Genomic DNA, 23,982 nt, shown 5'->3' with positions numbered 1-23,982 from the left:
GTTGGTGTTGGCGGCGCGCCGCTCGTCCAGGGTGCCGAAGGCCAGCGCCGCACCCAGCCGGCGGCGGTGCGTCCGGCTGGTCTCGATCAGAATCTGCTCCGATTGCATGCGTCCCCCTAGCCGGAACGGGCGACCCGCAGCGTGCGGTCGCCCAGGTGGATGGTGCCGCCGACCCGGATCGCGGCCCGCTCCCCGGGGCGCAGCCAGCGTTCGATCACGGTGCCCCCGGACGCCGACGGCGACGCCGCCCGGGTGCCGTTGGTGGTGCCCGCGTCGGTCAGCCACAGGCAGTCGTCGCCGGGTTCCACCAGGGCATGCACCCGGGAAATGCTGCGGCTCAGGTCGGGAATGGTCAGCAGGGCGTGGTCGGCGTCGGTCGAACTGCCCGGGTCGCGGCCCAGCAGGGTGGCGCCGGTGATCGGGAACTCGCCCCCGTCGTCCAGTTCCAGCCGCCAGGCGCCGGTGGCCGGCGCCACCGGCGGACGCCAGGCCGGACGTTCCGCCACGGGCTCGATGGCGGGTTCCGGCACTGGCGGCACGATCAGCAACGGATCGCGTCCGGCCCGCAGGTCGGCGGTGGAGGTGTGGCGTCCGAACAGCGCGGACGCGGTCGGCGGCAGCAGCTCGTCGACCGACGTGGTGCGCAGCCCGAGCCGGCGGCGGACCGGTGTCTGCCCGGTGCGGACGGCGTCCAGCACGAACCCCGTGGCGACGCCGACAACCCCCAGTCCGCCGACGATCCAGCCGACGGCGGACGGCGTCCCGGCCAGTCCCAGCAGCGGCACGACCAGCAGCGGTGCCAGCGCCAGTGCGGCTTCGGCGCCCAGCGCGGCCCAGCGGCGTCCGGGGCCGGCCACCACGACCTCCGCAGCCGCCACGGCGCGCGCCAGGTCGCGCCGGGAGCGGGTGAGCATGGTCATCGGAGGCCTTCGGTAGGGGAGCGTCCCGACGATAACCGCCCGCCCGGTCAGACCCGATGGAGAGTTCTCCCCGGCGGGGAGTACTCCCCGCCCAGACCCTGTGCGAAGGCCCGCTGAGTGACCCGATCCCGGCCTAGCGTGAGGGCCGCCGCCGGGGAGTGCTCCCCATGGTGCGGACGCCGCGAGCTACCTACCGTGGCGGCAGAAACCACTACCTGATGGGGTTGCGATGAAGTTCGACATGGGCACCGAGACCCTCACCACACTCAGCCAGAAGACATCGACCGAGTCCGATGACCTGCGCAGCCTGGTGAACACGTTCATCCGTGCCGCCGACCCGCTGCAGCACAAGCTGGCCGGCCCGGCGAAGGACGCCTTCGACAAATTCAAGGCCAAGAGCGACGAGGTGGCCGACACGCTGAACACCGCGCTGGTCGGCATCTGCGGCTCGATCGACGGTCAGAGCCAGTCGTTCATCCAGGGCGCCCAGGAGGGCGCCGACACCCATCGGACCAACGAGGGCTCGGCGAACTTCGCCGGCGTCGAGGCAATCGGCCGCTTCGGCCCCCGCTGAAAGGACTTCAGACCATGGCTTACGCTTCCGACCGGAACGCCCACGACGTCGGCGCCTCGCAGCAGGTGCAGGACGATTTCGACATCGCCGCCGGCAACCTCGAGGCCGCGCTCGGCCGGCGCCAGCAGGACGTCGACACCGCGATGGCCGACTACCAGGCCGACGGCGTCAGCGACGAGTACGCCGCGATGGAGAAGCAGTGGCGCGACGCCGGCGACGAGGTGAAGGCGATCATCAAGCTGCTGCGCGAATCGCTCGCCCAGAACGACGACATCGCCGTCGCCACCCTCACCCGGGCGAAGTCGTACCTGCCCTGACCATGAAGATCATCCATCCCCTCGCCGACGAGTGGACCGACGAGTACGCGGTCTACGTCGCACAGACCTCGCATGTCCTGCTCAGCGACCCGCTGGATTCGTTCCTGCAGTGGTCGGTGAGCGAAGGGCTGCGCCCGGTGCTGGTCACCGGTCCCGACGTCCGGATCAGCCCGCTGGCCACCCTGGCGCTGAACCGCTCGGGTGCCTTCTGGGCGGTCCGGACGGCCGACTGCGTCTTCGACGGCCTCAGCGGCTACCGGATCGGCGGCTTCCCCGAGCTGTGGTCGGGTGAGCTTCATGCCGGCGAGCGGCAGCCCGGCTTCACCGCCGCCCAGGCACACCCGCAGGCAGTACTCGGCTACGACGTGTTCGGCCACCAGCGGGCGGCCGAACAGACCCGGGTCGGTGAGCTGGCCGGCACCGTCCAGAGCGCCCTGGGTGGGCCCGGCTTCGACCTGTGGGGGCTCACCGAGCCGCTGCTGGAGCCGTTCGACGTGCAGCGGGTGACCGAGACCGCGCGGCGCGGCATGCCCGACTCCGACGTGCTGCACGCCCGTGCCGGCGACGGCTCCTACGCCGCCATCACCGCCAGCCGGACCCGGCGCGGAATCCTCGAACACGTCACCGGCGGGACGCCGATCGGCGACTACCCGAACCAGTTGGCGCCACTGGTCGAGACCGCCACCCGCGCCCTGATGGCGGTGCAGGCGGCCCATCAGCCGACCATCGGGTTCGTCTCGCTGGCCGAGGTGGCGCCCGGGGTGGTGCAGACCGTGGGCATCCGGCGTCCCGAGGTGCCGCTGGCGGTGCTGCTGGGCCCGCGCGCGGTGCACGACCTGGCCGCCGAGATTGACGGCCTGCGACAGCGCCACGACGTGCTGGTGCTGGGACGGCCGCGGCTGCCCAGCCTGCTGGTCCGGTTCTCGCGCACCGACCAGGGCTCCTGGTCGCAGCTGATCGCCTTCGCCCACGACCTGGGCGTCGAGCGGGTGCAACAGGTCGCCGGACTGGCATGGAGGCCCTGAGATGCCGCACGAATACACCCTGCTGAGCGACGTGGAGCCGACCACCGAACGGATCACGACGCTGGCCGCCACCGTGCACCCCGAGGGTGCCTACATCGAGTTCCGCGGCGGCGACATCCGGCAGTTCGTGGACGCCGGCGGCGACCCGCTGCTGTGCCTGTTCCGGACCCGGCCGGTGTTGCGGGCCGACGAGGCCGCCGCCGCGCTGATCGCGCCGCCCACGGCGTTCGGGCTGTGGACCGACCTGACCGTCCCGCTCGGCGACGACGGACGCGGCGTCCGGCTCGCCGAGGCGATCGCGCAGGGCCTCGGCGGGCAACTGGCGAGACGAGCATGAGAGGAGTTGATCATGTCCGCATGGGATATCCAGCCCGGTGAGGTGCAGAAGATCCTGACCGACGTCCAGACCAAGTCAGAGACGCTGGGCAAGGCACTGACCGAGGAGAAGTTCACCGCGATCGGCACCGGCATCAGCTGGGGCGGCGGCCTGACCGCCGAGGTCAGCAAGGCGGTGGGGCAGGTGATGACCGACCAGAACAAGAACCTGACGGTGATCCAGAACCACATCGGCGCCGGCATGAACGGCGTCTCGAACGCGACCATCGCCTACAACAACGGCCAGTACGACATGGCCACCACATTCCAGACGGAGATGACCAAGGCGGCCGAATCGGGCGACTTCCAGTACTTCGTCGACCACGGCTACCAGGGGTGAGGCGTCGATGAGCCCGATGACCATGTGCGTCGCCGACGGCGGAGGCGGCGGCAGCACCGTCCCGACCGACGGCGGCTTGATCAACCCGGCCCTGCTGCCGGCGAAGGCGGCCGACCTGGACACCAGCGCGATCACCGGCGCCGCCGAGGATCTGCGCACCATGGGCACGACGGTCGACACCCAGACCGACGAGATCAAGACCTCCTGGGGCGGGCTGACCGGCTGCTACAAGGCTCCCGAGCAGGACCAGGTCTACGCGCTGATGGACAGTGCCGCGACGGCGTCCGAGGACGTCAAGAACACCTTCTCCAAGGTGGCCGACCACCTCGACACCTACGCCGGGAAGCTGGACGAGATCAAGCCCAAGCTCGCCGACTTCGAGAAGCGCGCCCAGGAGTTCCGCGACGAGGTGAAGGACGGCGTCTGGGTAGACGCCACCGAAGCGGCGGACGCCAACGTCGGGACCTACCTCGAGGCCGGCTGGAACTGGGCCACCGGGCAGGACCAGAAGCGCAAGAAGGTGCCGTGGGACCAGGACACCGAGACCTGGGAGAAGAACGAGGCCTTCATCAAGGAGATCGGCGGGATCTACGCGGACGTCTCGGCCGCCGCGGCCGCCTGCGCCACCAGCATCAACGGGCTCAGCAGCCTGCCACCGGACAAGAAGAAGGTGGACGGCATCCCCAAGGAGGCCTTCTACAACCCGGAAGCGCCGATGCCGTGGGGCTCCGCCGGCGACGAGGACCGCAACTGCGCCGAATCGGTGGGCCACGGCGCCTACCAGTTCGGCAAGAGCACCGTCGAGGGCCTCGGCCAGCTGATCAGCTACAACCCGGAGACCGGCGAGTGGGGTGACTGGGAGCACGCCGGCCAGGCCTGGCTGGGCACCGGCAACGTGCTGCTCTCGCTGGTGGTCACCGCCAACCCGATGGTCCAGTGGTTCAACGCCAGCATGAAGCTGACCGGCCAGGGCGACAACGCGGTGTCGAAGTGGATCGACGAACGCAACCAGGTGACCGCCACCGTGGCCACCAGCCTGGTCGGCATCGATCTGAACGCCGAGGACCCCTTCCACAAGTGGAAGGAGGACGGCATCGCCACCCTCACCGAGTCGGCGCTGAACGTCGGCACGATGTTCATTCCGGGCGCCGGCCAGGCCGGCGCCGCCGTCAAGGTGGTCGGCCTGGGCTCGAAGGTGCTCAAGGTCGGTGGCACGGTCGCCGACTTCGCGGTGCCGGGCGGCTCGTGGCTGGTCAAGGGCGGCGCCCACGCCATCCCGGTGCTGAAGAACATCTTCAAGGTCGGCGACGACGTGCCGATGAACCTGCTCGACGACGCCGCCAAGCCCGGCCTCAAGGCGCCGGGCGTCAACCCCGTCTCGCTGGCCGACGATCTGGGTGGCGTGACGAATCCGAAGCCGGCCGCCAACGTGGGCGACGGGCCGGCGATCGATCCGCGGCCGCGGACCGGGAGTTCGACCCCCGACGTGACGCCCGAGCCGGCCACCAAGCCACAGGGTGGCGAGCCGGCCGGTACGACGACCAAGCCGCACCCGGAACCCGCCTCGGTCAAACCCGAGCCCGAGCCCAAGCCGCAACCGGAGGCCGCCAAGCCTGAGCCGGCGAAGCCTGAGCCGGAGGCCGCTAAGCCTGAGCCTGCGAAGCCGGAACCCGAGACCGCCAAGCCTGAGCCGGAGGCCGCCAAGCCTGAGCCGGCGAAGCCCGAACCCGAGGCGGCCAAGCCCGAGCCGGAAGCTGCCAAGCCTGAGCCTGCGAAGCCCGAACCCGAGACGGCCAAGCCCGAACCGGAAGCTGCCACCGGCAAGCCGCAACCGCACGACGACGTCCCGGCCGACCCGGCCGCGGAGCACACCGCACATCCGGCGGAGCCCGCGACCCACCCCGAGGCGCCGTCCGAGCACGGCGCCAGCCACCACGCCGAGGCACCCTCCGATCACGCGGCCACCCACCACGGTGACGGTGCCCCGGACGGGACGCCCACGCCCGACTCGCACCCGCGTCCGGACGGATTCCCCGCCCATGACAAGCACGGACGCGAGTTCCACTTCGACTCCGACGGCAGGGCGCACCTGGCGGGCGACGACGCGGCCCACACCTACCGCGATCGCAACGGTCGGCTGCACAACGCCGAGACCGGACGGTTCGCCCCCGATCCGAACCGACCCGAGGGTGACCTGCCGGTCGAGAAGGCCGAGACCGGGACCTCCGTCAACGATCACGTGAGTGACGCCGAGACGGCCGCCCACGACGCGCGGGTGGAACAGCGCGACCAGGCGCTGGCGAACTCCCAGGAGGCGAGAGGCAGGCTGCACCGGCTGATGGAGCGCCTGGGCATCGACCCGAAGGAGTTGCAGGGATCCACCCGGGCCGTCGCCGAGACGAAGATCCGCCAGTTGATGGACGACGGGGTGCTCACCGCCAAACAGGGCAAGTCCCTGCGCAACGCCTTGGTCAACGACCGCATCTCGGCGAACATCCTGCGGTCGATCTCGGAGCGGCTCGGCGACAAGGCGGCTGCGGCGATCGCGAAGATCCGCGGCGAGTTCACCCTGATCGACGCGGGCGGGGCAGGCGCCGGCCGGTTCGACCAGGCGACCATCCATGGCAATCCTCCCACGCTGAAGTTCTACGAGGCGAAGGGCGGGACCTCACAGCTCGGCGAGCGGACGGTGGACGGCGTCCGGGCCCAGCAGGGCTCCACCACGTACGTGAACGACATCATGAAGACCGACCCGCGGCTGGGTGATTCGCTGCGGCAGTTCATGGAAGCCAACCCGGACTCGCCGATCACCAAGTCCCTGAAGGACGGCACGATCAGGATCGAATACGACCTGGTGCAGGCCCTGCCGGGTGGACAGATCAGGGTGACTCCGTTCGTCCTCGATCCTGCCGCACTCAAGCTGCCCAACCTCAAGTAGATAGGGTCATTCCCATGACGTGGAAAGCGATGAGCGCTCAGCGGGCCGCCGACATCGTCGACTTCTGGCTCGCCGCCGGCTGGCCGCAGACCCCGGCGCAGGTCCAGCAGTTGGGCGAGCGGATCGGCTGGACGCCCGACGACGACGAGATGATGGAGAACGGCGCGGACGGCCTCAGCGAGCCCGCGGTGGCGATCGTCTCGATGCCCACCGGTGAGACCGCGTCGCTGAACTTCTGGGTCACCGACATCGTGCGCGACCTGGGCGACGAGGGCGAGGAGTTCCTCGACGATCAGTACGCGTTGGTCGTCCGCGAGGGCGTCCGGCGCTGGGGGAAAGCTGTGCTGAGCGACAGCGTCGGCCGCAGCGCGCAGTGGGACCACACCGATGGTGCCCGGACGGTGGTGGCACGGAGCAAGCGCTCGGTGACGGTGGACTTCACCACACCGCAGTACGCCCAGGTGCTGCGTGAGTTGGGGGAGTGAGCCGATGACCTGGGACGACTTCCGCGACAACCTGCGGGCGACGCTGCGCGAGCTGACCGACCGGTGTGTGCTGGTCGTGGCCGCGCCCGGACGGGGCGGCTACGTCCAGTTCGCCGTGGCGGACGCCGAACTGACCGCCGAGGCGGCCGGCCCGGAGTTCACCGCCGGTCCGGCGGCCCATGGCGCCGACGACCCGACCATGCTGGCGGCCGGCTGGGCGGCACCCACCGGTGCGGTGCCGAACTGGTCGGCGCCGCTGGTGCTGCCGGCGCTCACCGCCGAGTACGCGGCCCTCGCCGACCGGTGCGTGACCGCGTTGCGCGAGGTGTACCGGATCGCAGCACCCGAGGACCTGAGCTACCGCGCCTGGCGCGAGCCGGAGGCGCAGCCGTCCGGTGTCACCTGGCCGACGGAACGGATTGACCGGCTCGACCCGGGCGAGAACCCGATGCCGCTGTCCCGCCTGGGCATTCCGGCAGCCGGATAAACACCAGAACGGGGCTCCCTTCATCGGGAGCCCCGTTCTTCTGTGCTGGTGTGAAGAAGCCTCGGCGTGAGGCGTCCTCCGGGCTCTCTCAGAGGAGAGCCCGATCCTCGACGGCCAGACCGGGGGAGGGAACGGCCGACGCGGAAGTTCAGAGCACCCGGCGGCAGCTCCACGGCTGGAAGCCGCGCTTGGCGTAGAGCCGGTTGGCGACCGTGATCTGCTCGGCCTTGGTGGCCTTGTGCGGGTACTTGGCGAAGTGCTGGCCCTTCACCGAGCGCCAGGTGGCCAGGTTGAACTGCAGGCCGCCGTAGTAGCCGTTGCCGGTGTTGATGTGCCAGCGGTTGCCGGACTCGCACTTGGCGATCTTGTTCCACTTGGCCAGCCGGGCCAGGTTGAGCTTGCGCTTGCTGTTGGTGCCGACCTTGACCACCTTGTTGATCACCTTCTTGGTGATCTTCTGCTTCACCACGACGGTGGTGGACTTCCCGTTCACCGTGGTGGTCTTGTAGGTGCGGGTGGCCTTGCCGTTGCGGCCCTTCTTGACCGTCTTCTTGTCACCCTTGTACAGCGACTTGGTCTTCTTCTTGACCGTCTTGTACTTGAGGGTGACCTTCTTGGTGGTGGTCTTGGTGCTGACCTTGTCGATCACCACCTCCATGCCGTTGCTGAGCGGAGCGGTGACGCCCGGGGCCACCCGGTCGTTGCCGTCCACCTTCAGCTTCAGCTGGGCGATGGCGTCCGCGACGGTGGCGGCACCGCTGACCTCGACGGTCCGGGCGACGCCGGCGTAGCGCAGGTTCAGGGTGAGCGTGTCACCGGCAGCGTGCGCCGGCAGCGCGGTCAGGCCGGCGAACAGCAGTGTTCCACAGGCGGTGAGGGCGGCACCCTTGGTGAAGGACGACATCAGCTTCTCCTTGTTCGTTGATCGGGTGGCTCACGCCGCGTGGCGGCAGCCCCAAGGACGGAGACCGGCCTTGGCGTAGTAGCGGTTGGCGACGGTGATCTGTTCGGCGCGGCTGGCCAGATCGGCGCGCGGGGCGAAGTCGGCGCCACCGTTGGCGCGCCACGAGCCGTAGTCGAACTGCAGCCCGCCGTAGTAGCCGTTGCCGGTGTTGATGTGCCAGTTGCCGCTCGACTCGCACTGGGCGATCCGGTCCCACATCGCGGCACGGGCCAGGTTCAGCGCGCCGCCCCGGCCGCTGCTGCCGGAGGAGGAGGAAGAGGGCCGCTTCTTGGTGCCGACGACGACCTTCTGGCTCACCGGCGAGGTGATCACCACGCGCTTGAGCACCTTCTTGGAGGCCTTGCCGTCGTTGACGGTGGTGTATTCGTAAGTGACCGTGGCCTTGCCGTTCTTACCGGCCTTGGTGACCTTCTTCTGGCCGACGTACATCGACTTCGAGGTGGACTTGACCGTGCCGTAGCCGATCTTCTCGTTCACCGTGCGGGTCTTGATCTTGACCCGGTCGAGGGTGACCTTCTGCTTGTCGGCGATCGCGGTGGTCAGCGCGGGCTTGATCCGGTCGGTGGTGCCGACGGTCAGCTTCCGCTCGGCCAGCAGGTCGGCGACCGTGCCGGCGGTGGTGGTCAGGGTGACCGACTTGCCGCCGACCTTCAGCTTGACCTGCTTGGGAGTCCGGACGTCGACGGTGAGGCCCTCGCGTCCGATCCCGACCGAGCGGGAGAGCGAGAAGGCGGCGCCGTTCAGGCCGCGCACCTCGGCGGTGGCCAGCGCGCCGTCCAGGGTGGTGGCGGTGGTGTAGAACTCGGTCGGCTTGCCGTCGACCATCAGGGTGACCTTGCGGGAGTACTGCACCTGGACGGTGCTGCCGTCGCTGACCGGCGAGTCGACCGACGGGAAGACCAGGTCGCGCGGGCCGAGTTCGATGTTGTTGGCCTTCAGCACGTCGCCGACGGTGCCGGCGTAGCTGGTGCTCACCGAGGTCTGCCCGTCCACGTTCAGCGTCACCGATTTGTCGAGCGAGGTGGCGGCGAGGCCTCCACCGGCGAGGACGACGGCGCCGGCGAGGGCGGTCAGCTTCCAGGACCAGATCACGATAGGTACAGCTCCAGGTTTGAGGATCTTGAGGCGTTCATAAGAACAACCTGAGAACCAGTGTCCATGAAACTGAGAAAACCTGCAAATCTCTCAGGGAGTGGTGAGAGTCCACGCCATGGGTTCAGTAGTCAGCGCCGTTTCGGCGGGTCTCACGTCCAATCGCCCCCCGAACTACTTAGGGCTCGCCGAGTTCAGCGAGCCCTAAGTAGTTCGGCGAGCGGATGCGGCCGCGGAACGCCGAACGGCCCCCGGGAGGTACCCGGGGGCCGTTCGGACGGCGTGGCTCAGAACAGGCCGGAGCTGGCCTCGCGGGCCTTGGTGAAGCGCTCGGTGACGTCGGTCCAGTTGACCACGTTCCACCACGCCTTCACGTAGTCGCCCTTCACGTTGAGGTACTGCAGGTAAAAGGCGTGCTCCCACATGTCGAGCTGCAGAACCGGCAGCTGGCCCACCGGCAGGTTGCCCTGCTGGTCGAACAGTTGGTTGATGTTCAGCCGCTTGCCCAGGGTGTCCCAGACCAGCACCGACCAGCCGGAGCCCTGCAGGCCGTTGGCCACCTCGTTGAACTGCTTCTGGAAACCTTCGAACGAGCCGAAGAACTCGTCGATCGCGGCGGCGATCTCACCCTCGGGACGGCCACCGCCGTCGGGGGACATGTTCTTCCAGAACACCGAGTGGTTGATGTGGCCACCCAGGTGGAAGGCGAGATCCTTCTCGAGCTTGTTGATCGCGGCGAAGTCGCCGCTCTCGCGGGCCGCGGCCAGCTTCTCCAACGCGGTGTTCGCACCGGCCACGTAGGCCGCGTGGTGCTTGTCGTGATGGAGCTGCATGATCTGCGCGGAGATGTGCGGCTCGAGTGCGCCGTAGTCATAGTCGAGGTCCGGCAGCGTGTACGTCATCGGTACTCCTTCGTAGGGGCTTCTTGATTGGGTCAACCCACCATTCACGGCCCAGTATTCCCTGCCCGGCGCGTCGGCAACACCTCCGGGCGGGCGGGATCGCGATCCGGGACGGACGACGCCGCCGCCGGTAAGGGGGTGGCGAGGGGCTCGACCGGCGGCGGCCCGCCGTGGGTTTCGGCGGCGACGAAGGCCGCTCGGCGTGCGGTGCGGCGCAGCAGCCGCAGCAGCGGCGCACCGACCAGCAGGATTACCACGGCATTGGTCAACGCCCGGCCGAGGTTCCAGCCCATCGAGGTGGCCAGGTTGAACAGCACGAACCGGTGCAGGTTCTGCAGCGGTGTCGCCGACGGATCGAACGAGAGCTGGGTGCCGTCGCCGAGGGCGAACGGCCAGAACGAGAAGTCCATCAGCCAGCCGTAGGCGAACGCCGACACCATGCCGTAGCCGGCCAGCAGCACCAGCTCACCGCGTCCGGACGCTTTGGGTAGCCAGCCGGCGAACAGTCCGACGAATCCCGCGGCCAGCATCTGATAGGGCAACCACGGCCCGACGCCCGAGGTGATCAGCGCTGAGGTGAACAGGGTGATGACGCCCAGGGCGAAGCCGAAACTGGCGCCGAACACCCGTCCGGCCAGGATCAGCAGGAAGAAGACCAGCTCGAAACCGGCCGTGCCGGCGCTGAGCGGCCGCAGGATGCTGCCCACCGCGGCCAGCACGCCGAGCATGGCGAGCGCTTTGACGTCCAGGCCGCCCGCGACCAGTTCGGCCAGCACGATCGACAGCACCAGTCCCAGCACCACACCGAGCACGATCGGTGCCTGCAGCGGGCTGGCGCTGCCCTCCGGACGCAGGAACAGGGGCCAGCCGAAGGCCACCGCGCCGGCCAGCACCGCGCAGCCGAGGGCAAGCGTCGACGCCCACCGCCGGTCGCCGGTCATCGCAGCCCGCGTTCCACGTCGGCCGGGGTGAGCACCGGAACCGGGGCGAACACCTTCGCCATCTGAGGCGCGTAGGCCGGCGACGAGGTGAGCAGCTCGGCGGTGCTGCCGTCGGCGATCACCTCGCCATCGGCCATCAGCAGCAGCCGCCGGCTGGCCAGCGCCGCGAACTCGACGTCGTGGGTACTGAGCGCGACCGCGATGCCGTCGTCGGTGAGGGCGTCCAGGATCTGGTGCAGCTGGGCCTTGGCGGCATAGTCGAGGCCGCGGGTGGGTTCGTCCAGCAGCAGCACCGGGGCTCGCGCGGCGAGCTGGATGGCCAGCACCAGGCCGAGCCGCTGGCCCTCGGAGAGGTCGCGCGGATCGCGGTCCGGGGGGAGGTCGAGACCCAGCCGGGCGATCAGGTCCCGGGTGGTGCCCGGTTCGGCGCCGCTCTCGGTGTCCGCCTGGGCGCATTCGGTCTCGACGGTGGGTAGATAGAGCAGGTCGGCAGCCGTCTGCGGCACCAGGGTGACCAGCCGGCGTGCTTCGGCAGCATTCAGCCGCCGCGGGTCCTGGCCGTTGACGGTGATCGTGCCGGCGCTGGTCAGCGCCCCCTGCAACGCCCACAGCAGGGATGACTTGCCGGCGCCGTTGCGTCCCAGCAGGGCGGTCACGCTGCCGCGGTGCAGGTCGAGATCGACACCCCGGACGGCGCTGATCGGGCCGTAGCGCACCTCCACGTCGCGGGCACTCAGTACCACCGGGCCGGAGCTCGGGGCCTGGGCGGGCGGAGCGCTGATCGTGACGCCGGACGCCTGTACCCGCCGCCTGGCTTCGCGGACGCTGAGCGGCACCGTCGGCCAGTCCAGGGTGTGGGCCAGCGCGGCCAACGGTGGGGTCACTGAGGCGCGGCCCAGGATCTCGGCGGGCGGCCCGTACTGGGCGCTGCCGTCCCCGGGCAGCCAGATCATCGAGTCGGCGGCCTGCATCACCCGCTCCAGCCGGTGCTCGGCCAGCACCACGGTCAGGCCGACCTCGTGCACCAGGGTGGTGATCGCCGCCAGCACGTCCTGGGCGGCGGTCGGGTCGAGTGCCGAGGTCGGCTCGTCCAGCACCAGCACCCGGGGCTGCGCGGCCAGCACCGCGGCGATCGCCACCCGCTGCTGCTGGCCACCGGACAACTCCACCAACGGACGCCGGCGCAGTTCGGCGATGCCCATCAGGTCGAGCGTCTCCTCGACCCGTTTGCGCATCGCCACCGGTGTGACGCCGAGCTGCTCCATGCCGTAGGCGACCTCGTCCTCGACGGTGTCGGTGACGAAGCCGCGCAGCGGATCCTGGCCGACATAGCCGACCAGTTCGGCCAGCTCACGGGGCTGGTGCCCGGCGGTGTCGCGTCCGGCGACGGTGACCCGGCCGCTCAGCGTGCCGCCGGTGAAGTGCGGCACCAGGCCGTTGATGCTGCCCAGCAGGGTGGATTTGCCGCTGCCGGTCGGTCCGACCACCAGGCACAGGTCGCCGTCCGGGATCTCCAGACTCACCCCGCGCAGGGTCGGCCGGGTGGCGTCCGGGTAGGTGACGGTGACGTCGCGCCAGGTGATCATGCCGGTGCTCCGCCGCGCAGGGCCCGGACGCGGGCGTCCGTCCGGGAGGATTCGACGCCGCGGAACCGCGGCGAGATGGTGAGCGGCAGCGGCGCCAGGCAACAGGCCACCGCGAGCAACATCGGCAGTGTCAGCTCCGGCCAGACCAGCGGATCGGTCGACGGGAACACGCTGTCGTAGGTGGTGTCGAACCACCCCAGGCCGAGCACCACCACGGCGGTCAGCAGGCCGCTCAGCGCCACGCCGGTGGAGCGCCAGGTCCAGCGGTGTGGCCGGTAGCTGGTCACCCGCAGGCTGCGGCCCGCCCAGCGCAGCCCCGCGCCGGTGCCGACGGCACCGAGCACGAGCGCGGCCGTGGCAGCCTCCCAGTACGCGGTGCTGAGCAGCAGGAAGGCGCCCATCAGCGCCACCATGGACGAGACGATCATCAGCGGCAGCGCGCCCGGCGCCGGCTCACCCCGGGTCCGGCCGAAACCGCGTGCTTCCATGCCGGCGGCCAGCGCCATCGACCGGTCGATCGCGTCGCCGAGGACGGGCAGTGCGATCCGGCCCAGCGCCCGCAGCCCGCGGACCGGGTCGCCGCGCAGCCGCCGGGCCCGCCGCACCCGCTGGGCGCTCTCGATCAGTTGTGGCGCGACGGTGAGCGCGATCACCACCGCCACGGACGCCTCGTACAGCGCCGCCGGCACCGATTTGAGCGCTTGTCGTGGGTTGGCCAGCGCGTTCGCGGCACCGACGCAGAGCAGCATCACCGCCAGCCGCAGGGCGCTGTAGAGCGTATAGACGAGACCCTCGGCGGTCACCGCGCCGCCCAGCCGGATGCCGGCTGCCCAGTCCGGCAGCGGAATCTCGGGCAGGGTGAGCAGCACCGTCTCGCCGGGGCCTCCGCCGATCAGGATCTGGAAGAACACCCGCATGGCGATCACGAACAGCGCCAGCAGCAGGTAGGCGCGCACCGAGCGGGCCCACGGTGCGGCCGTGCGCCGGACCATCACCACGATGATCACCGCCATGGCGATCAGCACCAGCAGCAGCGGGTTGGTCGTGCCGCTGACGGCCAGCCCGATGCCGATCGCCCAGCACCACCAGGCCCACGGATGCACCGGTGCCGAGGGTGCTGGCGTCGGCTGCGTGGGGGTCAGGAGTTCCTGCCCTTCCACCACCAGCCGCCGAGTCCGGCCACGCCGGCGACGACGAGGCCGAGGGTGGTGATCAGGCCGACCGGGGAACCATTGCCCGCATCGTCGGTGGGGGTGGCCGCGGGTGTCTCGCCATTAACCGGCACCACGCCGCTGTCGCTGGGTGCCGGGCTGGTCAGCGGCGTCGTCGGCGCCGACGACACCGCCGGTGTCGAGGGGCTGCTCGTGGTGGGGGAAGAGGTACTGCGGGTCTTGCCGGACGCGGTGCTGCTCGGCTTGCTCGTCGCGGACGACTTCGTCGTGGGCTTGCTGCTCGCGCTGGGCTTGCTGCTCGGCTTCGCGGACGCGCTGGGTTTAGTGGTCGGCTTCTTGCTGGGCTGCTTCGTCGGCTTGGGCTTCGGCTTGCTCGACTTGGTCGGTTTCGGTGTCGGCTTGGGGTCACTGGTGCCGGACGGCGGCGTTGCACTCGGGGGCACCTTGCCGTCGCTCAGCGACTGGTAGCGCCAGCCCTCGGCGTTGCCGGCGCTCGGCTTGTAGCTGTTCGCGCCCAGGTTGGAGTACGTCCAGCCGTTGTAGCTGCCGTCCGCCTTGCGGGTGGCGTGCCAGTACGACCAGTACGCCTTGTTGCGGTCAGGCTTGCCGGGCTTGCCGTTGATCTTGTCGACGAAACCCTCGCTGACAGTGGGGGAGAACCCGGCGCTGCGCAGCGCCGCCATGCCGGTGCCGTAGCTGGTCGCGCACCGCGAGGAGACGCCGCCCAGGCTGCCGAAGTCGACAACCACCCACACGCCGCTGCAGGACGCCGCCTGCGGCAGCACCGGGGCAGCGGCAACAGCCGGGGTGGACGGCGCGGCCGCGCCGGCGGCGAGCATCGCCGCCAGCGCGACCGTGGCGAGGAATCGCCTCACTTGGCGACCTTTCCGGTCGCCTTCGACGTCTTGGCCAGGGTTTCGTAGCCGTCCTTCTTCGCCGTCACCTTGACGGTGATCTTCTTCTTGGCGTCCGACTTGGTCAGCTTGTAGGTCGACTTGGTGGCCTTGGAGATGGCCTTGCCGGAGCGGTACCACTGGTAGCCGAGGCTGTCCGGCTGCGGTGCCCAGCTGCCGGCCGCGGCGGTCAGCGTCTTGCCGACCTTGGCCGTCCCGCTGATGGTCGGGGTCGGGCTCGCGGTGTAGGCCTTCGGCGGAGCGGTCAGCTCGGGCTGCGCGCCGTCCAGCCACGGGCCGTAGATCCAGCCTTCGGCGACGCCCTTCGCCGGCTTCGACTGCGACGCGCCGATCGGCGACTCGGTCCACTTGCCCCAGCTGCCGTCCTCGTTCTGCTTGGCGGTCCAGTACCCCCAGAACGTGTTCGCCGTCGAGGTGCACTTGCTCGGGTAGCCCTGCACCTGGCAGAGGAACGGGCCGAAGTTGGTCGAGGTGGTCTTGATCGAGTAACCGGCGCTCTTCAGCGCGGCCAGACCGTTGCTGTACTTGGTGGCGCAGCGCACGGTCTCCTGGCCGTTACCGCGGTTGACCACGACCCACACGCCGGTGCACGAGGTGCTCGCCTTCGGCAGCGACGGCGGGCTCTTCGGGCACTTGCCCAGGTTGAGCGACACGTCCAGCAGCGACTTGCCGGTGATCAGGTACATCGCGTTGGCGGTGGCCGTCACATCGGACGCGGTGCCCTCGTCGAGCGAGTTCGGGAAGCCGCCGTCGGACTGCTGCACGGTGGACAGCCACTCCTTGGCCTTGGTCACCTGGGTGCCGCTGCCCAGCGCCGAGCCCAGCAGTGCGGTGGAGTCGACCGGCGAGTAGTTCTCCCAGTAGCCGGCCGGCTTCTGGGCGTCCTTGGCCCAGTCGGTGGCGGCGTCCTGCTGCGGCTTGAGCTGGCCGATCGCCTTCAGCGCCAGAATGCCCATCGCGGTGGTGTCCGGGTCGGCGTTGAATTTGTTGTCCCACTCGTAGCCGAAGGCACCGTTGTCGCCCTGCTGGCCGAGCAGGTTGGTGAGCAGCGTCACCGGAATGGTGGCGTCGGCACGCTTCAGCGCGATGAGGCCGAGGCTCTGGCTGAACGCCGACTTCGACGCGCCGACCTGACCGTTCTTGGGCAGGCTCTTGGTGACCAGCGAGATCAGGTTGTAGCCGGCGAACTTCTTCGGGTTGAGCCCGAGCGCCGTCACCGTGATCGCCATGTTGGCGGCCCGGGCCTGGTTGAGCTTCTTGCTCGGGTACAGGTACGATTTGGCGTTCTTCTCGATCTGCTTGACCAGCGTCCGCGCGGCCGGCGCGTAGCTGCAGTCCCCGGTGGTCGCCAGGCCGAGCGCCGCAGTCATGGACGCCGCCGCGCCGTCGCCCGCGGCCGGAAGGTTCCGGACCAGGAAGTTGGCGGCCTTGGTCGCGTTCGCCTCGGACGCGGCGCCGGCGCCGGGCGCGGAGGCGATCAGGCCGGTGAGCGTGAGGGCTGCTGTAGTCCCGACAGCGAGGGAGCGCCTCAGTGATGAGTGCATCTGGATGGTCCTTTCGCGCGGGCATTCGCGCGAGACCGGACCCGGGGTCCATCCGGCTCACCCGTGTGCCACGACAGGTTGACAGAGCCAGAACAACGGCAGGCATTCCGACTGGGCCATCGCTGGCGTCACGGCTGCGGGTCAGCCCCGGATTCGCACCGGGTTCCCCTGCTGATGTTCAGGTGAGTTCAGCCTAGACCAGGTGGGCCGCTCCGGATCGGGCTTGGGAAAATCGCCGACCGCTGGTTGAGCTTGTCGAAACCCCAGGTCACTCGAAGTCGTCGGAACCCTGCTCCTTCTTGCTGCCGTCGAGGCGTCCCTTGAGGTCGTCGAACGCCTGCTGGCCCTTCTCCTTGGCGCCGCTGGCGAAGTCCTTGATGTTGCCGCCGGCGTCGGTCGCCAGGCCCTTGAGGTTCTCCCCCGCGTCGGTGGCGAAACCCTTCAGGTTCTCGCCGGCCGTGCTGGAAAACTCCCGGACCCGGTCGAAGGCGTCCTCGGTGAACTCGCGGACCTGACCCCCGACACCTTTGGCCCTGGTCACCAGATCGTCGAGGAACTTCCCGGTGCCTGCCGCGTTCTCGTCCGCCATGTCGATCTCCGCTCTTCCCCCGACGGCCAGGATTGGCCCGCGCCAACCCTAGGGCTCCGCGCCTGGCAGCGGAACAGCCACTCCGTCGTCATCCCGGACTTGATCCGGGATATCTCCCGCCGGAGAGCCCGGGATGACGTGATTGGTCAGCACTTCCTAGGCGAAGGTCAGCGTGTCGCCGCGCGAACCTCGAAGACCCGGAACCCCTTCGCGCTGGCCGTCCGCTGGCAGGCCCAGCCCTGGTCGATCAGCCAGCGCTGCAGCGAATCGGCGCCCAGATTGCGGCCGACCACCAGTCGGGCGACGCCGTCCGGTGCGAGCCGGGGCAGCCAGGTCAGCAGCAACTCGTGCAGGGCGTCCTTGCCGATCCGGATCGGCGGGTTGGACCAGATCTCGTCGTAGCGGACGGCCGGGTCGGCGGCGTCCGGCAGCATCGGGCGGACCCGGTCGGCGACCCCGTGGGCGCGGGCATTGTCGGCGCACAGGGCGAGCGCGCGCGGATTGACGTCGACCGCGTCCACCACGGCACCGGGGCAGGCGGTGGCCAGAGCGACGGTCAGCACCCCCCAGCCGCAGCCCAGGTCGAGCAGCCGGGTGGCGTCCGCGGGCGGCGTGGCCGAGCGCAGCAGCACCCCGGTGCCCAGGTCGAGGCCGTCGGCCGAGAACACTTCGTTGGCGGTGGTGAACTTCCAGTCGGTGTCCCAGAACCGGACGTCGACGCTGCGCCGCTTCTCGGCCGCGGAGGGCGGGGTGAAGTAGTGACTCATGCCGGCGACCCCGCGTCGGCCGGCTCCAGGGTCCGCCGGGCCCGGGCCTCGACCGCGCGCGCGGCCAGCTCGCGGTCGCGGGGATAGCCGACCTCTTCCAGGGTCAGCCCGCCGGGCGGCATCACCCGGATCTCGCCCACCCGCTTGCGGGCGTCCAGCAGGTCGACCATCCAGTCCGGATCGCGCTGCCCCGAGGCGACCGCCACCAGGGCGCCCACCAGAGAGCGGACCATCGAATGGCAGAACGCGTCGGCTTTCACGGTGATCTCGGCCACATCGCCCCAGGTGCGCCGGGCCGACAGCTGCAGCAGGTTGCGGATCGTGGTGGCACCCTCGCGCTGCTTGCAGAAGGCCGCGAAGTCGTGCAGCCCGCGCAGTTTGCCGGCGACGGCGTTGATCTTCTGCAGGTCGAGTTCGGTGCGCAGCGGCGTGACGTGGATGCGCAGCAACGGGTCGGGGGTGGAGTCGGCGATCCGGTAGACGTAGCGACGCCAGATCGCCGAGAAGCGGGCGTCGAAGCCGGGCGGGGCCAGGCTGACCCGGCGCACCACCAGGTCGGACGGCAGCACGTTGCGCAGCCGGTAGCTCAACTCGGCGACCGTCTTGGGCACGTCGTTGACGTCGGGCAGGTCGACGTGCGCCACCTGTCCGCGGGCGTGCACCCCGGCGTCCGTGCGGCCGGCGCAGGTCAGGCTGACCGGCTCGTTCAGCCGCAGCACCCGGGGGATCCACGCCTCCAGTTCCTCCTGCACGGTGCGCAGCCCGCGCTGGGCCGCCCAGCCGTGGAATTCGGTGCCGTCGTAGGCGATGTCGAGGCGCAGCCTCACCGCCGTCCCCCTTCTCGGATGCCGTAACACAGGTCGTAGATGGTCCGTCCGGCCGCGATTCCCTTGGCCTCGTACCTGCTCTGCGGACGATCCTCCCACCGGGGCGCCCAGCCGTCGTGACGATTCACCAGCAGTGGATGGTCGTCGAGGACGGCCCGCATGGCCAGCGCGTAGTCCTCCCAGTCGGTGGCCATGCGCCAGACGCCGTCGTCGGCCAGTTTGGCGGCCACCAGGTCGGCGAACGGACGCGACACCAGCCGGCGCTTGTGGTGCCGCTTCTTGTGCCACGGATCGGGGAAGAAGGTCCACAACTCGGTCAGTGCGCGGTCGCCGATCAGGGTGCCCATGGCGTCCACACCGTTCGCGACCACCACCCGGACGTTGTCGACGCCGGCCCGGGCACATTTGGACAGCGTGCTGGCCACGGCCGGTTCGAACACCTCGAAAGCCAGGTAGTTGCGTTCCGGGTGCTTGGCGGCGACCGTCGAGATCACGTCACCGGTGCCGCCGCCGATCTCCACCACCAGCGGCGCCACGCGTCCGAAGGCAGCCGGCACATCGAGCTGGGCGTCGGGGGAGACCGAGGTGTCGGTGTCGCGGGCCGGCACCCGGATCACCCAGTCGGCGTGCTCGCGCCAGGCCTTCTCCTGGCTGGGGTTCATCCGGGAACTGCGCCGGACGAAGGAAACGACCTCTCGATGCACCCGTGGTCGCGCTTCAGCCATGCGGGTCAGCGTAACGAAGCCCCGCCGTCGGTCGTTGACCCCGACACCGTTGGTCGAGCTTGTCGAGACCCCAGTCCGGCTTCGTTGGTCGAGCTTGTCGAGACCCCCCGGTGACCACCAGGCCAGAGGACGTAGGCCTCCCTGGGATAACCCTGAAGGCGGGCCGTGCGAAGCCTGGCCTGGGTCACACTGGTGAGGCGGACCCACCGCGGTCCACGAAAGGCAACTGACTCACCCATGCGCACCTTGTTGAACATCATCTGGCTGGTTTTCGGCGGCCTGTGGCTCGCGATCGGCTACTTCTTCTTCGGCCTGCTGGCCTGCATTTTCATCATCACCATTCCGTTCGGCATCGCCTCGTTCCGGATGGCGGCCTACGCCCTGTGGCCGTTCGGCAAGACCGTCGTCCACAAGCCGGGTGCCGGCGTCGGTTCCGCGCTCGGCAACATCATCTGGTTCCTGGTCGCCGGACTCTGGCTGGCCATCGGTCACCTCACCACCGCGGCGGCCCAGGCGATCACCATCGTCGGCATTCCGCTGGCCATCGCCAACATCAAGATGATCCCGGTCACCTGCGTGCCGCTCGGCAAGGAGATCGTCGACTCCGATCACATTCCGTACGGCAGCCAGCCGGTCTACTCGTTCTGATCCAGCACACAGGCCCCGGGCGCGAAGCCCGGGGCCTTCGTCGTGCGGAGGCCTCTCGTCCGGCCAGAGGCGGGCGGCCCGTCGGCTGGATGGCTCGCCAGATTACGTCCGATCTGAAGGCCGTTCCGCCTCGTCCGCCTCAGATCCCCCAGGATCGGACGTAATCTGGCGAGCCAGCATGGTTCGAACCTCAGCGATGACCATGTCCGGGTCCTCGGTGAGCTGTTTCCAGGTGTAGCGCAGGATCCGGTAGTCGCCGATGACCAGGGCGTTCTGCCGGCGCCGGTCGGACTCGAACACGTCGGTCTTGGTGTGCACTCCATAGCCGTCGAACTCAAGGACGAGCCGTGCCGCCTCGAACAGCACGTCGGGAAAGCACCGCCGACCGTTGACCACCAGTTCGGCGTTTGCCACCCAGCCGGTGATCCGATGCCTCCGCAGCAGTTCCTGCAACCGGCGTTCGCCGCCCGACCACGGGTTGTCCTGACTGGCGCGAACCACCCGGCATCGCTCCCGATGGCCCTTGGTGTTGGCCAGTGCGGGCAGGACGTCCGGCAGTTCGGCGGGTTTCACGAGCCCGATCCGGAGGAAGCGCTCGATCAGGGCGCCATGATCCTTGGCTGCGGCGTCCACCGCCAGATAGGACGCCGAGGCGCAGCGCAATCCGTCGATCCGGATCTGGTGCTCGGTCGGCACCGTGCGGCGCGTCCAGTGCACACCGGGGGCCGCGTACCTCGACTGATGGTGAACCAGCCGGACGGCGTCGTGGACGCCGAACGCGGTCTCGTCCAAGGCGCGGGTGTGGGCGGCAACGGCGTCCGGGCCCCAGAGCAGGGAGCCGGGGTAGCTGGCCAGCGCAGCGGCACAGCGGGTGAGTCGGCTGGTCATCAACTGCGCGTTCACGAAGGTGCCGGGAAGTACACGCACGATCGCGCCCGACCGGACCAGCCGGTCGAAGGTGGCCCGCGACGTCCGATGGTCTCGTTTTCTCAGCACCCCGTTGTTCAAGCTCATCACGGTGGTCAGGGTCATCAGCTCGTCGAGATCGTCCACACCGACATAGCAGCACCTCTGACGGCACATCGCCAGATTACGTCCGATCTGCGCATGGTTCTGCCTCGCCTGCCTCAGGTGGGTCCGTGATCGGACGTAATCTGGCGAGCCTGGTCTCGACAGGCTCGACCAACGGGGGTTCCCCGGGCCCGGTCGTAACCACCTCGCGGTCAGGTGGGGCTGGGCGGCTACCTACTTCTTGTACTTGCCCAGCATCTGCGCGGGCAGCACCTCGTAGCCGTGGAACTCCCGGGTGAAGGTGCCTGAGCCGTGGGCGATGCCGCGCAGGTCGATGGCGTAGCGGGCCAGTTCCGCCTGCGGCACCAGGGCGCGGACGATCGACTTGCCGTCGGCGGCGTCCGAGCCGAGCAGCTGGCCGCGGCGTCCGGACAGGTCGGTCATCACCGGGCCGAGGTATTCGTCGGCGATCGTCACCGTGACCAGATCGAGGGGTTCGAGCAGCGCCACCGCGCTGGCCGTCCCGGCGGCCTCCTTGATGGCCAGCGCGCCGGCCATCTGGAACGCCATGTCCGAGGAGTCCACCGAGTGCGCCTTGCCGTCGTACAGGGTGACCCGGACGTCGACCATCGGGTAGCCGGCGAAAACGCCCTTCTCGAGCTGGTTGCGGACGCCCTTCTCGACCGACGGGATGAACTGCCTGGGCACGGCGCCACCGACCACCTTGTCGACGAACTCGAAGCCGGCGCCGCGCTCCAGCGGCTCGACCTCGATGTTGCAGACGGCGTACTGGCCGTGACCGCCCGACTGCTTCACATGCCGGCCCAGCGCCGACACCTTGCGGGTGAAGGTTTCCCGCATCGGGATCTTCAGCTCCTCCTGCTCGACCCGCACCTGGTAGCGCTCGACGAGACGGCCCAGCAGCAGATCGGCGTGCGCCTGTCCGGTCGTCCAGACGACGAGCTGGTCGCCGGCGCCGCGATCGACCCGGACGCTGGAGTCCTCCACGGCGAGCCGCTGCAGGGCGCCGGCCAGCTTGTCCTCGTCGTTGCGGGTGGCGGCCCGGATCGCCAGCGGCAGCAGCGGCTCGGGCAGCGCCCAGGCCTCCACCACGCCCGGACGGTCCTTGGCCGACAGCGTGTCGCCGGTCTCGGCGGTGCTGAGCTTGGGCAGCAGCACGATCTCGCCCGCGATGGCCTGTGGACGCGGCTTCAGCTCGGCACCGACGGCGCCCTGGATCAGCCCGATGCGTTCCTCGTTGTCGTGGTCGGGGTGCGAATCGTCATCCCGGCCCGACACCCAGGAGCGGTGTCCTGAGACGTGCACGATGTCGTCGGTGTGCAGGGTGCCGGAGAAGATCCGCACCATCGACAACCGGCCCGCGAACGGATCGGTGGTGGTCCGGATCACCTGGGCGACCAGCGGCGCCGCCGGATCGGAGTCGGGCTGCGGCAGCACTTCGCCATCGGTGGTGGTCAGCGAAGGATTCGGGTGCAGGTCGGGGGTCGGGAAGCCGTGCTCGATCAGCGCCAGCAGTTCCTCGATGCCGACGCCGGTGCCGGTCTGCACCGGCACCACCGGGAACAGGTTCGCGGTGGCCACCGCCTTCATCAGGTCGTCCAGCAGGTCGGCCAGGTCGAGGTGCTCGTCGTCCTCCAGGTAGCGGTCCATCAGGCCCTCGTCCTCGGCCTCGGCGATGATCGACTCGATCAGCGGGCCGCGGTAGGTCTCGACCTGGTCGTCGTGCGCGTTCAGGGTGCGGACGACCCGGTCGCCGCCGGAGTAGTCGTGTTCTTCCAGGGTGAGCAGTCCGATGTTGCCGACCACCTGGCCGGGTCCGGCGAAGGTGGGCACATGGGTGGGCCGGACGCCGTCGCCGAACCGGTCTTGGCAGTCGGCGACCGCGGTGTCGAAGTCGGCGTGGCCGGCGTCCAGCTTGGTCAGCACGATGACCCGAGGCAGGTTCGCCTCGCGGCACTCCTGCCACAGCGACTGGGCGGCCCCGTCGACGCCGTCCGCGGCCGAGACGACGAAGATGGCTGCGTCGGCGGCCCGGATGCCGGCCCGCAACTCACCGACGAAGTCGGGGTGGCCGGGGGCGTCCAGCAGGTTCACCATCGTGTCGCCGGTGACGAACGACGCCAGAAACAGTTGGGACGCCCGCTCGGCGTCCTCTTTCTCCCCGCGATAGCCCGGCACCCGGGCCTTCAATAGTTGCTCGAAGAGGGACGTCTTGCCCGAGCCGGCGTTTCCGATCAGGACGACGTTGCGCACGTCGTCGGGACTGGTCGGCTGCATGGTCGTGGCGTTCACCTTTGAACTCATGGACCTACCTAACACCCGCCTTGGGGGCCCTGCAACGGCAACCGGAAAACCGGTGTCGGCGGATGTGTCGCGCGCGCCGCGTTTGTGTCGGTGGTGGCTACTAGGGTGAGAGCACGCACCCCCGAAGTGGAGGCACCCGATGGACATCTTCCTCGCGCTGCTGCGCACCCTGGTCTTCGTGGTGGCCACGGTGGTCACCACCGTCTACGTCGGACGCCGCATCGGCCGCGGTCATGCGCTGTTGTGGACGGGCACCACCCTGCTGGTCACCGGCTGGCTGATCGAATTCGGCTGGACGACCTACGCCGTCGGCTCGCCCGAAGCGTCCCCGCAGCCCACCGGCTGGCTCAGCTGGGTGGCCCATCTGCTGCCGTTCCTGGCCGCAGTCGCCCTGATCTGGGGTATCGGTCAGGCGGCAGGCGCGTCGACCCGCGGAGCGGCTGCCGGTCGGGCCGCCGGCCACGCGGCCGGCGGGGGAGCATCCAGTGGTGCGGCCCAGGAACAGGTTGCTCCG

General features: G+C 69.6%; 25 protein-coding genes and 1 riboswitch. Of the genes, 10 read left to right on the top strand and 15 right to left on the bottom strand.

What is annotated here, in order from left to right; translation table 11 throughout:
* Positions 1–116: 116 nt before the first annotated feature.
* A complete protein-coding gene (locus QM624_RS07995; RefSeq protein ID WP_415090565.1) occupies positions 117–920 on the bottom strand; it encodes an FHA domain-containing protein in 804 nt (267 codons plus the stop codon).
* A 229-nt stretch (positions 921–1,149) separates the two neighbouring features.
* Here QM624_RS07995 and QM624_RS07990 point away from each other — a divergent pair, with 229 nt between their 5' ends.
* From QM624_RS07990 to QM624_RS07955, 8 genes are read left to right on the top strand one after another with little or no spacing between them, the layout of a single operon-like run.
* Entirely contained in the window at positions 1,150–1,494 is a 345-nt protein-coding gene (locus QM624_RS07990) for a WXG100 family type VII secretion target (RefSeq protein ID WP_415090563.1), read from the top strand.
* 14 nt (positions 1,495–1,508) lie between these two features.
* Entirely contained in the window at positions 1,509–1,811 is a 303-nt protein-coding gene (locus QM624_RS07985; RefSeq protein WP_415090561.1) for a pore-forming ESAT-6 family protein, read from the top strand.
* A gap of 2 nt (positions 1,812–1,813) precedes the next feature.
* Positions 1,814–2,836, top strand: coding sequence for a DUF6177 family protein (locus tag QM624_RS07980; protein WP_415090558.1), 1,023 nt, complete (start codon positions 1,814–1,816; stop codon positions 2,834–2,836).
* A gap of 1 nt (position 2,837) precedes the next feature.
* Positions 2,838–3,173, top strand: coding sequence for a hypothetical protein (locus QM624_RS07975; RefSeq protein ID WP_415090556.1), 336 nt, complete (start codon positions 2,838–2,840; stop codon positions 3,171–3,173).
* Positions 3,174–3,185: 12 nt separating this feature from the next.
* On the top strand, positions 3,186–3,551 hold the full coding sequence (locus QM624_RS07970; protein WP_415090554.1) for a DUF6507 family protein: 366 nt from the start codon (positions 3,186–3,188) through the stop codon (positions 3,549–3,551).
* A gap of 7 nt (positions 3,552–3,558) precedes the next feature.
* Positions 3,559–6,489 carry a hypothetical protein gene (locus QM624_RS07965; RefSeq protein ID WP_415090552.1) on the top strand — a complete coding sequence of 977 codons (2,931 nt, stop codon included), beginning with the start codon at positions 3,559–3,561 and terminating at the stop codon, positions 6,487–6,489.
* Positions 6,490–6,503: 14 nt separating this feature from the next.
* A complete protein-coding gene (locus QM624_RS07960) occupies positions 6,504–6,974 on the top strand; it encodes a DUF6301 family protein (RefSeq protein ID WP_415090550.1) in 471 nt (156 codons plus the stop codon).
* Positions 6,975–6,978: 4 nt separating this feature from the next.
* A complete protein-coding gene (locus QM624_RS07955) occupies positions 6,979–7,461 on the top strand; it encodes a TY-Chap domain-containing protein (RefSeq protein WP_415090548.1) in 483 nt (160 codons plus the stop codon).
* 148 nt (positions 7,462–7,609) lie between these two features.
* Here QM624_RS07955 and QM624_RS07950 read toward each other — a convergent pair whose 3' ends face one another.
* The 12 genes from QM624_RS07950 to trmB form a co-directional block, all read right to left on the bottom strand.
* Complete coding sequence (locus QM624_RS07950) at positions 7,610–8,365, bottom strand: transglycosylase family protein (protein ID WP_415090546.1); 756 nt, start codon at positions 8,363–8,365, stop codon at positions 7,610–7,612.
* Between the two features lie 30 nt (positions 8,366–8,395).
* On the bottom strand, positions 8,396–9,517 hold the full coding sequence (locus tag QM624_RS07945) for a ubiquitin-like domain-containing protein (RefSeq protein ID WP_415090544.1): 1,122 nt from the start codon (positions 9,515–9,517) through the stop codon (positions 8,396–8,398).
* A 287-nt stretch (positions 9,518–9,804) separates the two neighbouring features.
* Positions 9,805–10,419, bottom strand: a complete 615-nt coding sequence (locus QM624_RS07940) for a superoxide dismutase (protein ID WP_415090541.1) — start codon at positions 10,417–10,419, stop codon at positions 9,805–9,807.
* Between the two features lie 44 nt (positions 10,420–10,463).
* Positions 10,464–11,360 (bottom strand): ECF transporter S component, encoded by an 897-nt coding sequence (locus QM624_RS07935; protein WP_415090539.1) that lies wholly within the window; start codon positions 11,358–11,360, stop codon positions 10,464–10,466.
* A complete protein-coding gene (locus QM624_RS07930) occupies positions 11,357–12,946 on the bottom strand; it encodes an ABC transporter ATP-binding protein (RefSeq protein WP_415090537.1) in 1,590 nt (529 codons plus the stop codon). Before QM624_RS07930 ends, QM624_RS07935 begins: the two co-directional genes overlap by 4 nt.
* Positions 12,943–14,049 (bottom strand): energy-coupling factor transporter transmembrane component T, encoded by a 1,107-nt coding sequence (locus QM624_RS07925; protein WP_415090535.1) that lies wholly within the window; start codon positions 14,047–14,049, stop codon positions 12,943–12,945. Before QM624_RS07925 ends, QM624_RS07930 begins: the two co-directional genes overlap by 4 nt.
* Before the next feature lie 35 nt (positions 14,050–14,084).
* Complete coding sequence (locus tag QM624_RS07920; RefSeq protein WP_415090532.1) at positions 14,085–14,993, bottom strand: hypothetical protein; 909 nt, start codon at positions 14,991–14,993, stop codon at positions 14,085–14,087.
* Entirely contained in the window at positions 14,990–16,576 is a 1,587-nt protein-coding gene (locus tag QM624_RS07915; protein WP_415090530.1) for a hypothetical protein, read from the bottom strand. The genes QM624_RS07920 and QM624_RS07915 overlap by 4 nt, the downstream gene beginning before the upstream one ends.
* A 79-nt stretch (positions 16,577–16,655) precedes the next feature.
* A riboswitch (cobalamin riboswitch) is annotated at positions 16,656–16,788 on the bottom strand.
* Positions 16,789–16,844: 56 nt separating this feature from the next.
* On the bottom strand, positions 16,845–17,165 hold the full coding sequence (locus tag QM624_RS07910) for a hypothetical protein (RefSeq protein WP_415090528.1): 321 nt from the start codon (positions 17,163–17,165) through the stop codon (positions 16,845–16,847).
* Positions 17,166–17,332: 167 nt separating this feature from the next.
* Entirely contained in the window at positions 17,333–17,932 is a 600-nt protein-coding gene (locus tag QM624_RS07905) for a class I SAM-dependent methyltransferase (protein ID WP_415090526.1), read from the bottom strand.
* The gene (truA, locus tag QM624_RS07900; RefSeq protein WP_415090524.1) at positions 17,929–18,759 is read right to left on the bottom strand and encodes a tRNA pseudouridine(38-40) synthase TruA; all 831 of its coding nucleotides are present in this window, start codon (positions 18,757–18,759) and stop codon (positions 17,929–17,931) included. The genes QM624_RS07905 and truA overlap by 4 nt, the downstream gene beginning before the upstream one ends.
* Positions 18,756–19,484 carry a tRNA (guanosine(46)-N7)-methyltransferase TrmB gene (gene trmB / locus QM624_RS07895; RefSeq protein WP_415090522.1) on the bottom strand — a complete coding sequence of 243 codons (729 nt, stop codon included), beginning with the start codon at positions 19,482–19,484 and terminating at the stop codon, positions 18,756–18,758. Before trmB ends, truA begins: the two co-directional genes overlap by 4 nt.
* Positions 19,485–19,721: 237 nt before the next feature.
* On the opposite strand from trmB, the gene QM624_RS07890 reads away from it, so the two are divergent.
* Positions 19,722–20,132, top strand: coding sequence for a YccF domain-containing protein (locus QM624_RS07890; RefSeq protein ID WP_415090520.1), 411 nt, complete (start codon positions 19,722–19,724; stop codon positions 20,130–20,132).
* 102 nt (positions 20,133–20,234) lie between these two features.
* Here QM624_RS07890 and QM624_RS07885 read toward each other — a convergent pair whose 3' ends face one another.
* Positions 20,235–21,185 (bottom strand): endonuclease domain-containing protein, encoded by a 951-nt coding sequence (locus QM624_RS07885; RefSeq protein WP_415090518.1) that lies wholly within the window; start codon positions 21,183–21,185, stop codon positions 20,235–20,237.
* A gap of 192 nt (positions 21,186–21,377) precedes the next feature.
* Positions 21,378–23,468, bottom strand: a complete 2,091-nt coding sequence (locus QM624_RS07880; protein ID WP_415090516.1) for an elongation factor G-like protein EF-G2 — start codon at positions 23,466–23,468, stop codon at positions 21,378–21,380.
* Between the two features lie 139 nt (positions 23,469–23,607).
* On the opposite strand from QM624_RS07880, the gene QM624_RS07875 reads away from it, so the two are divergent.
* A partial coding sequence (locus QM624_RS07875) for a hypothetical protein (protein WP_415090514.1) occupies positions 23,608–23,982 on the top strand: 375 nt, incomplete at its 3' end.

It is taken from the genome of Micropruina sp., assembly GCF_047606365.1.
GTDB lineage: Bacteria > Actinomycetota > Actinomycetes > Propionibacteriales > Propionibacteriaceae > Micropruina.
The sequence above is the reverse complement of the archived record's forward strand: the minus strand, read 5'-3'. Positions and strand labels throughout refer to the sequence as shown.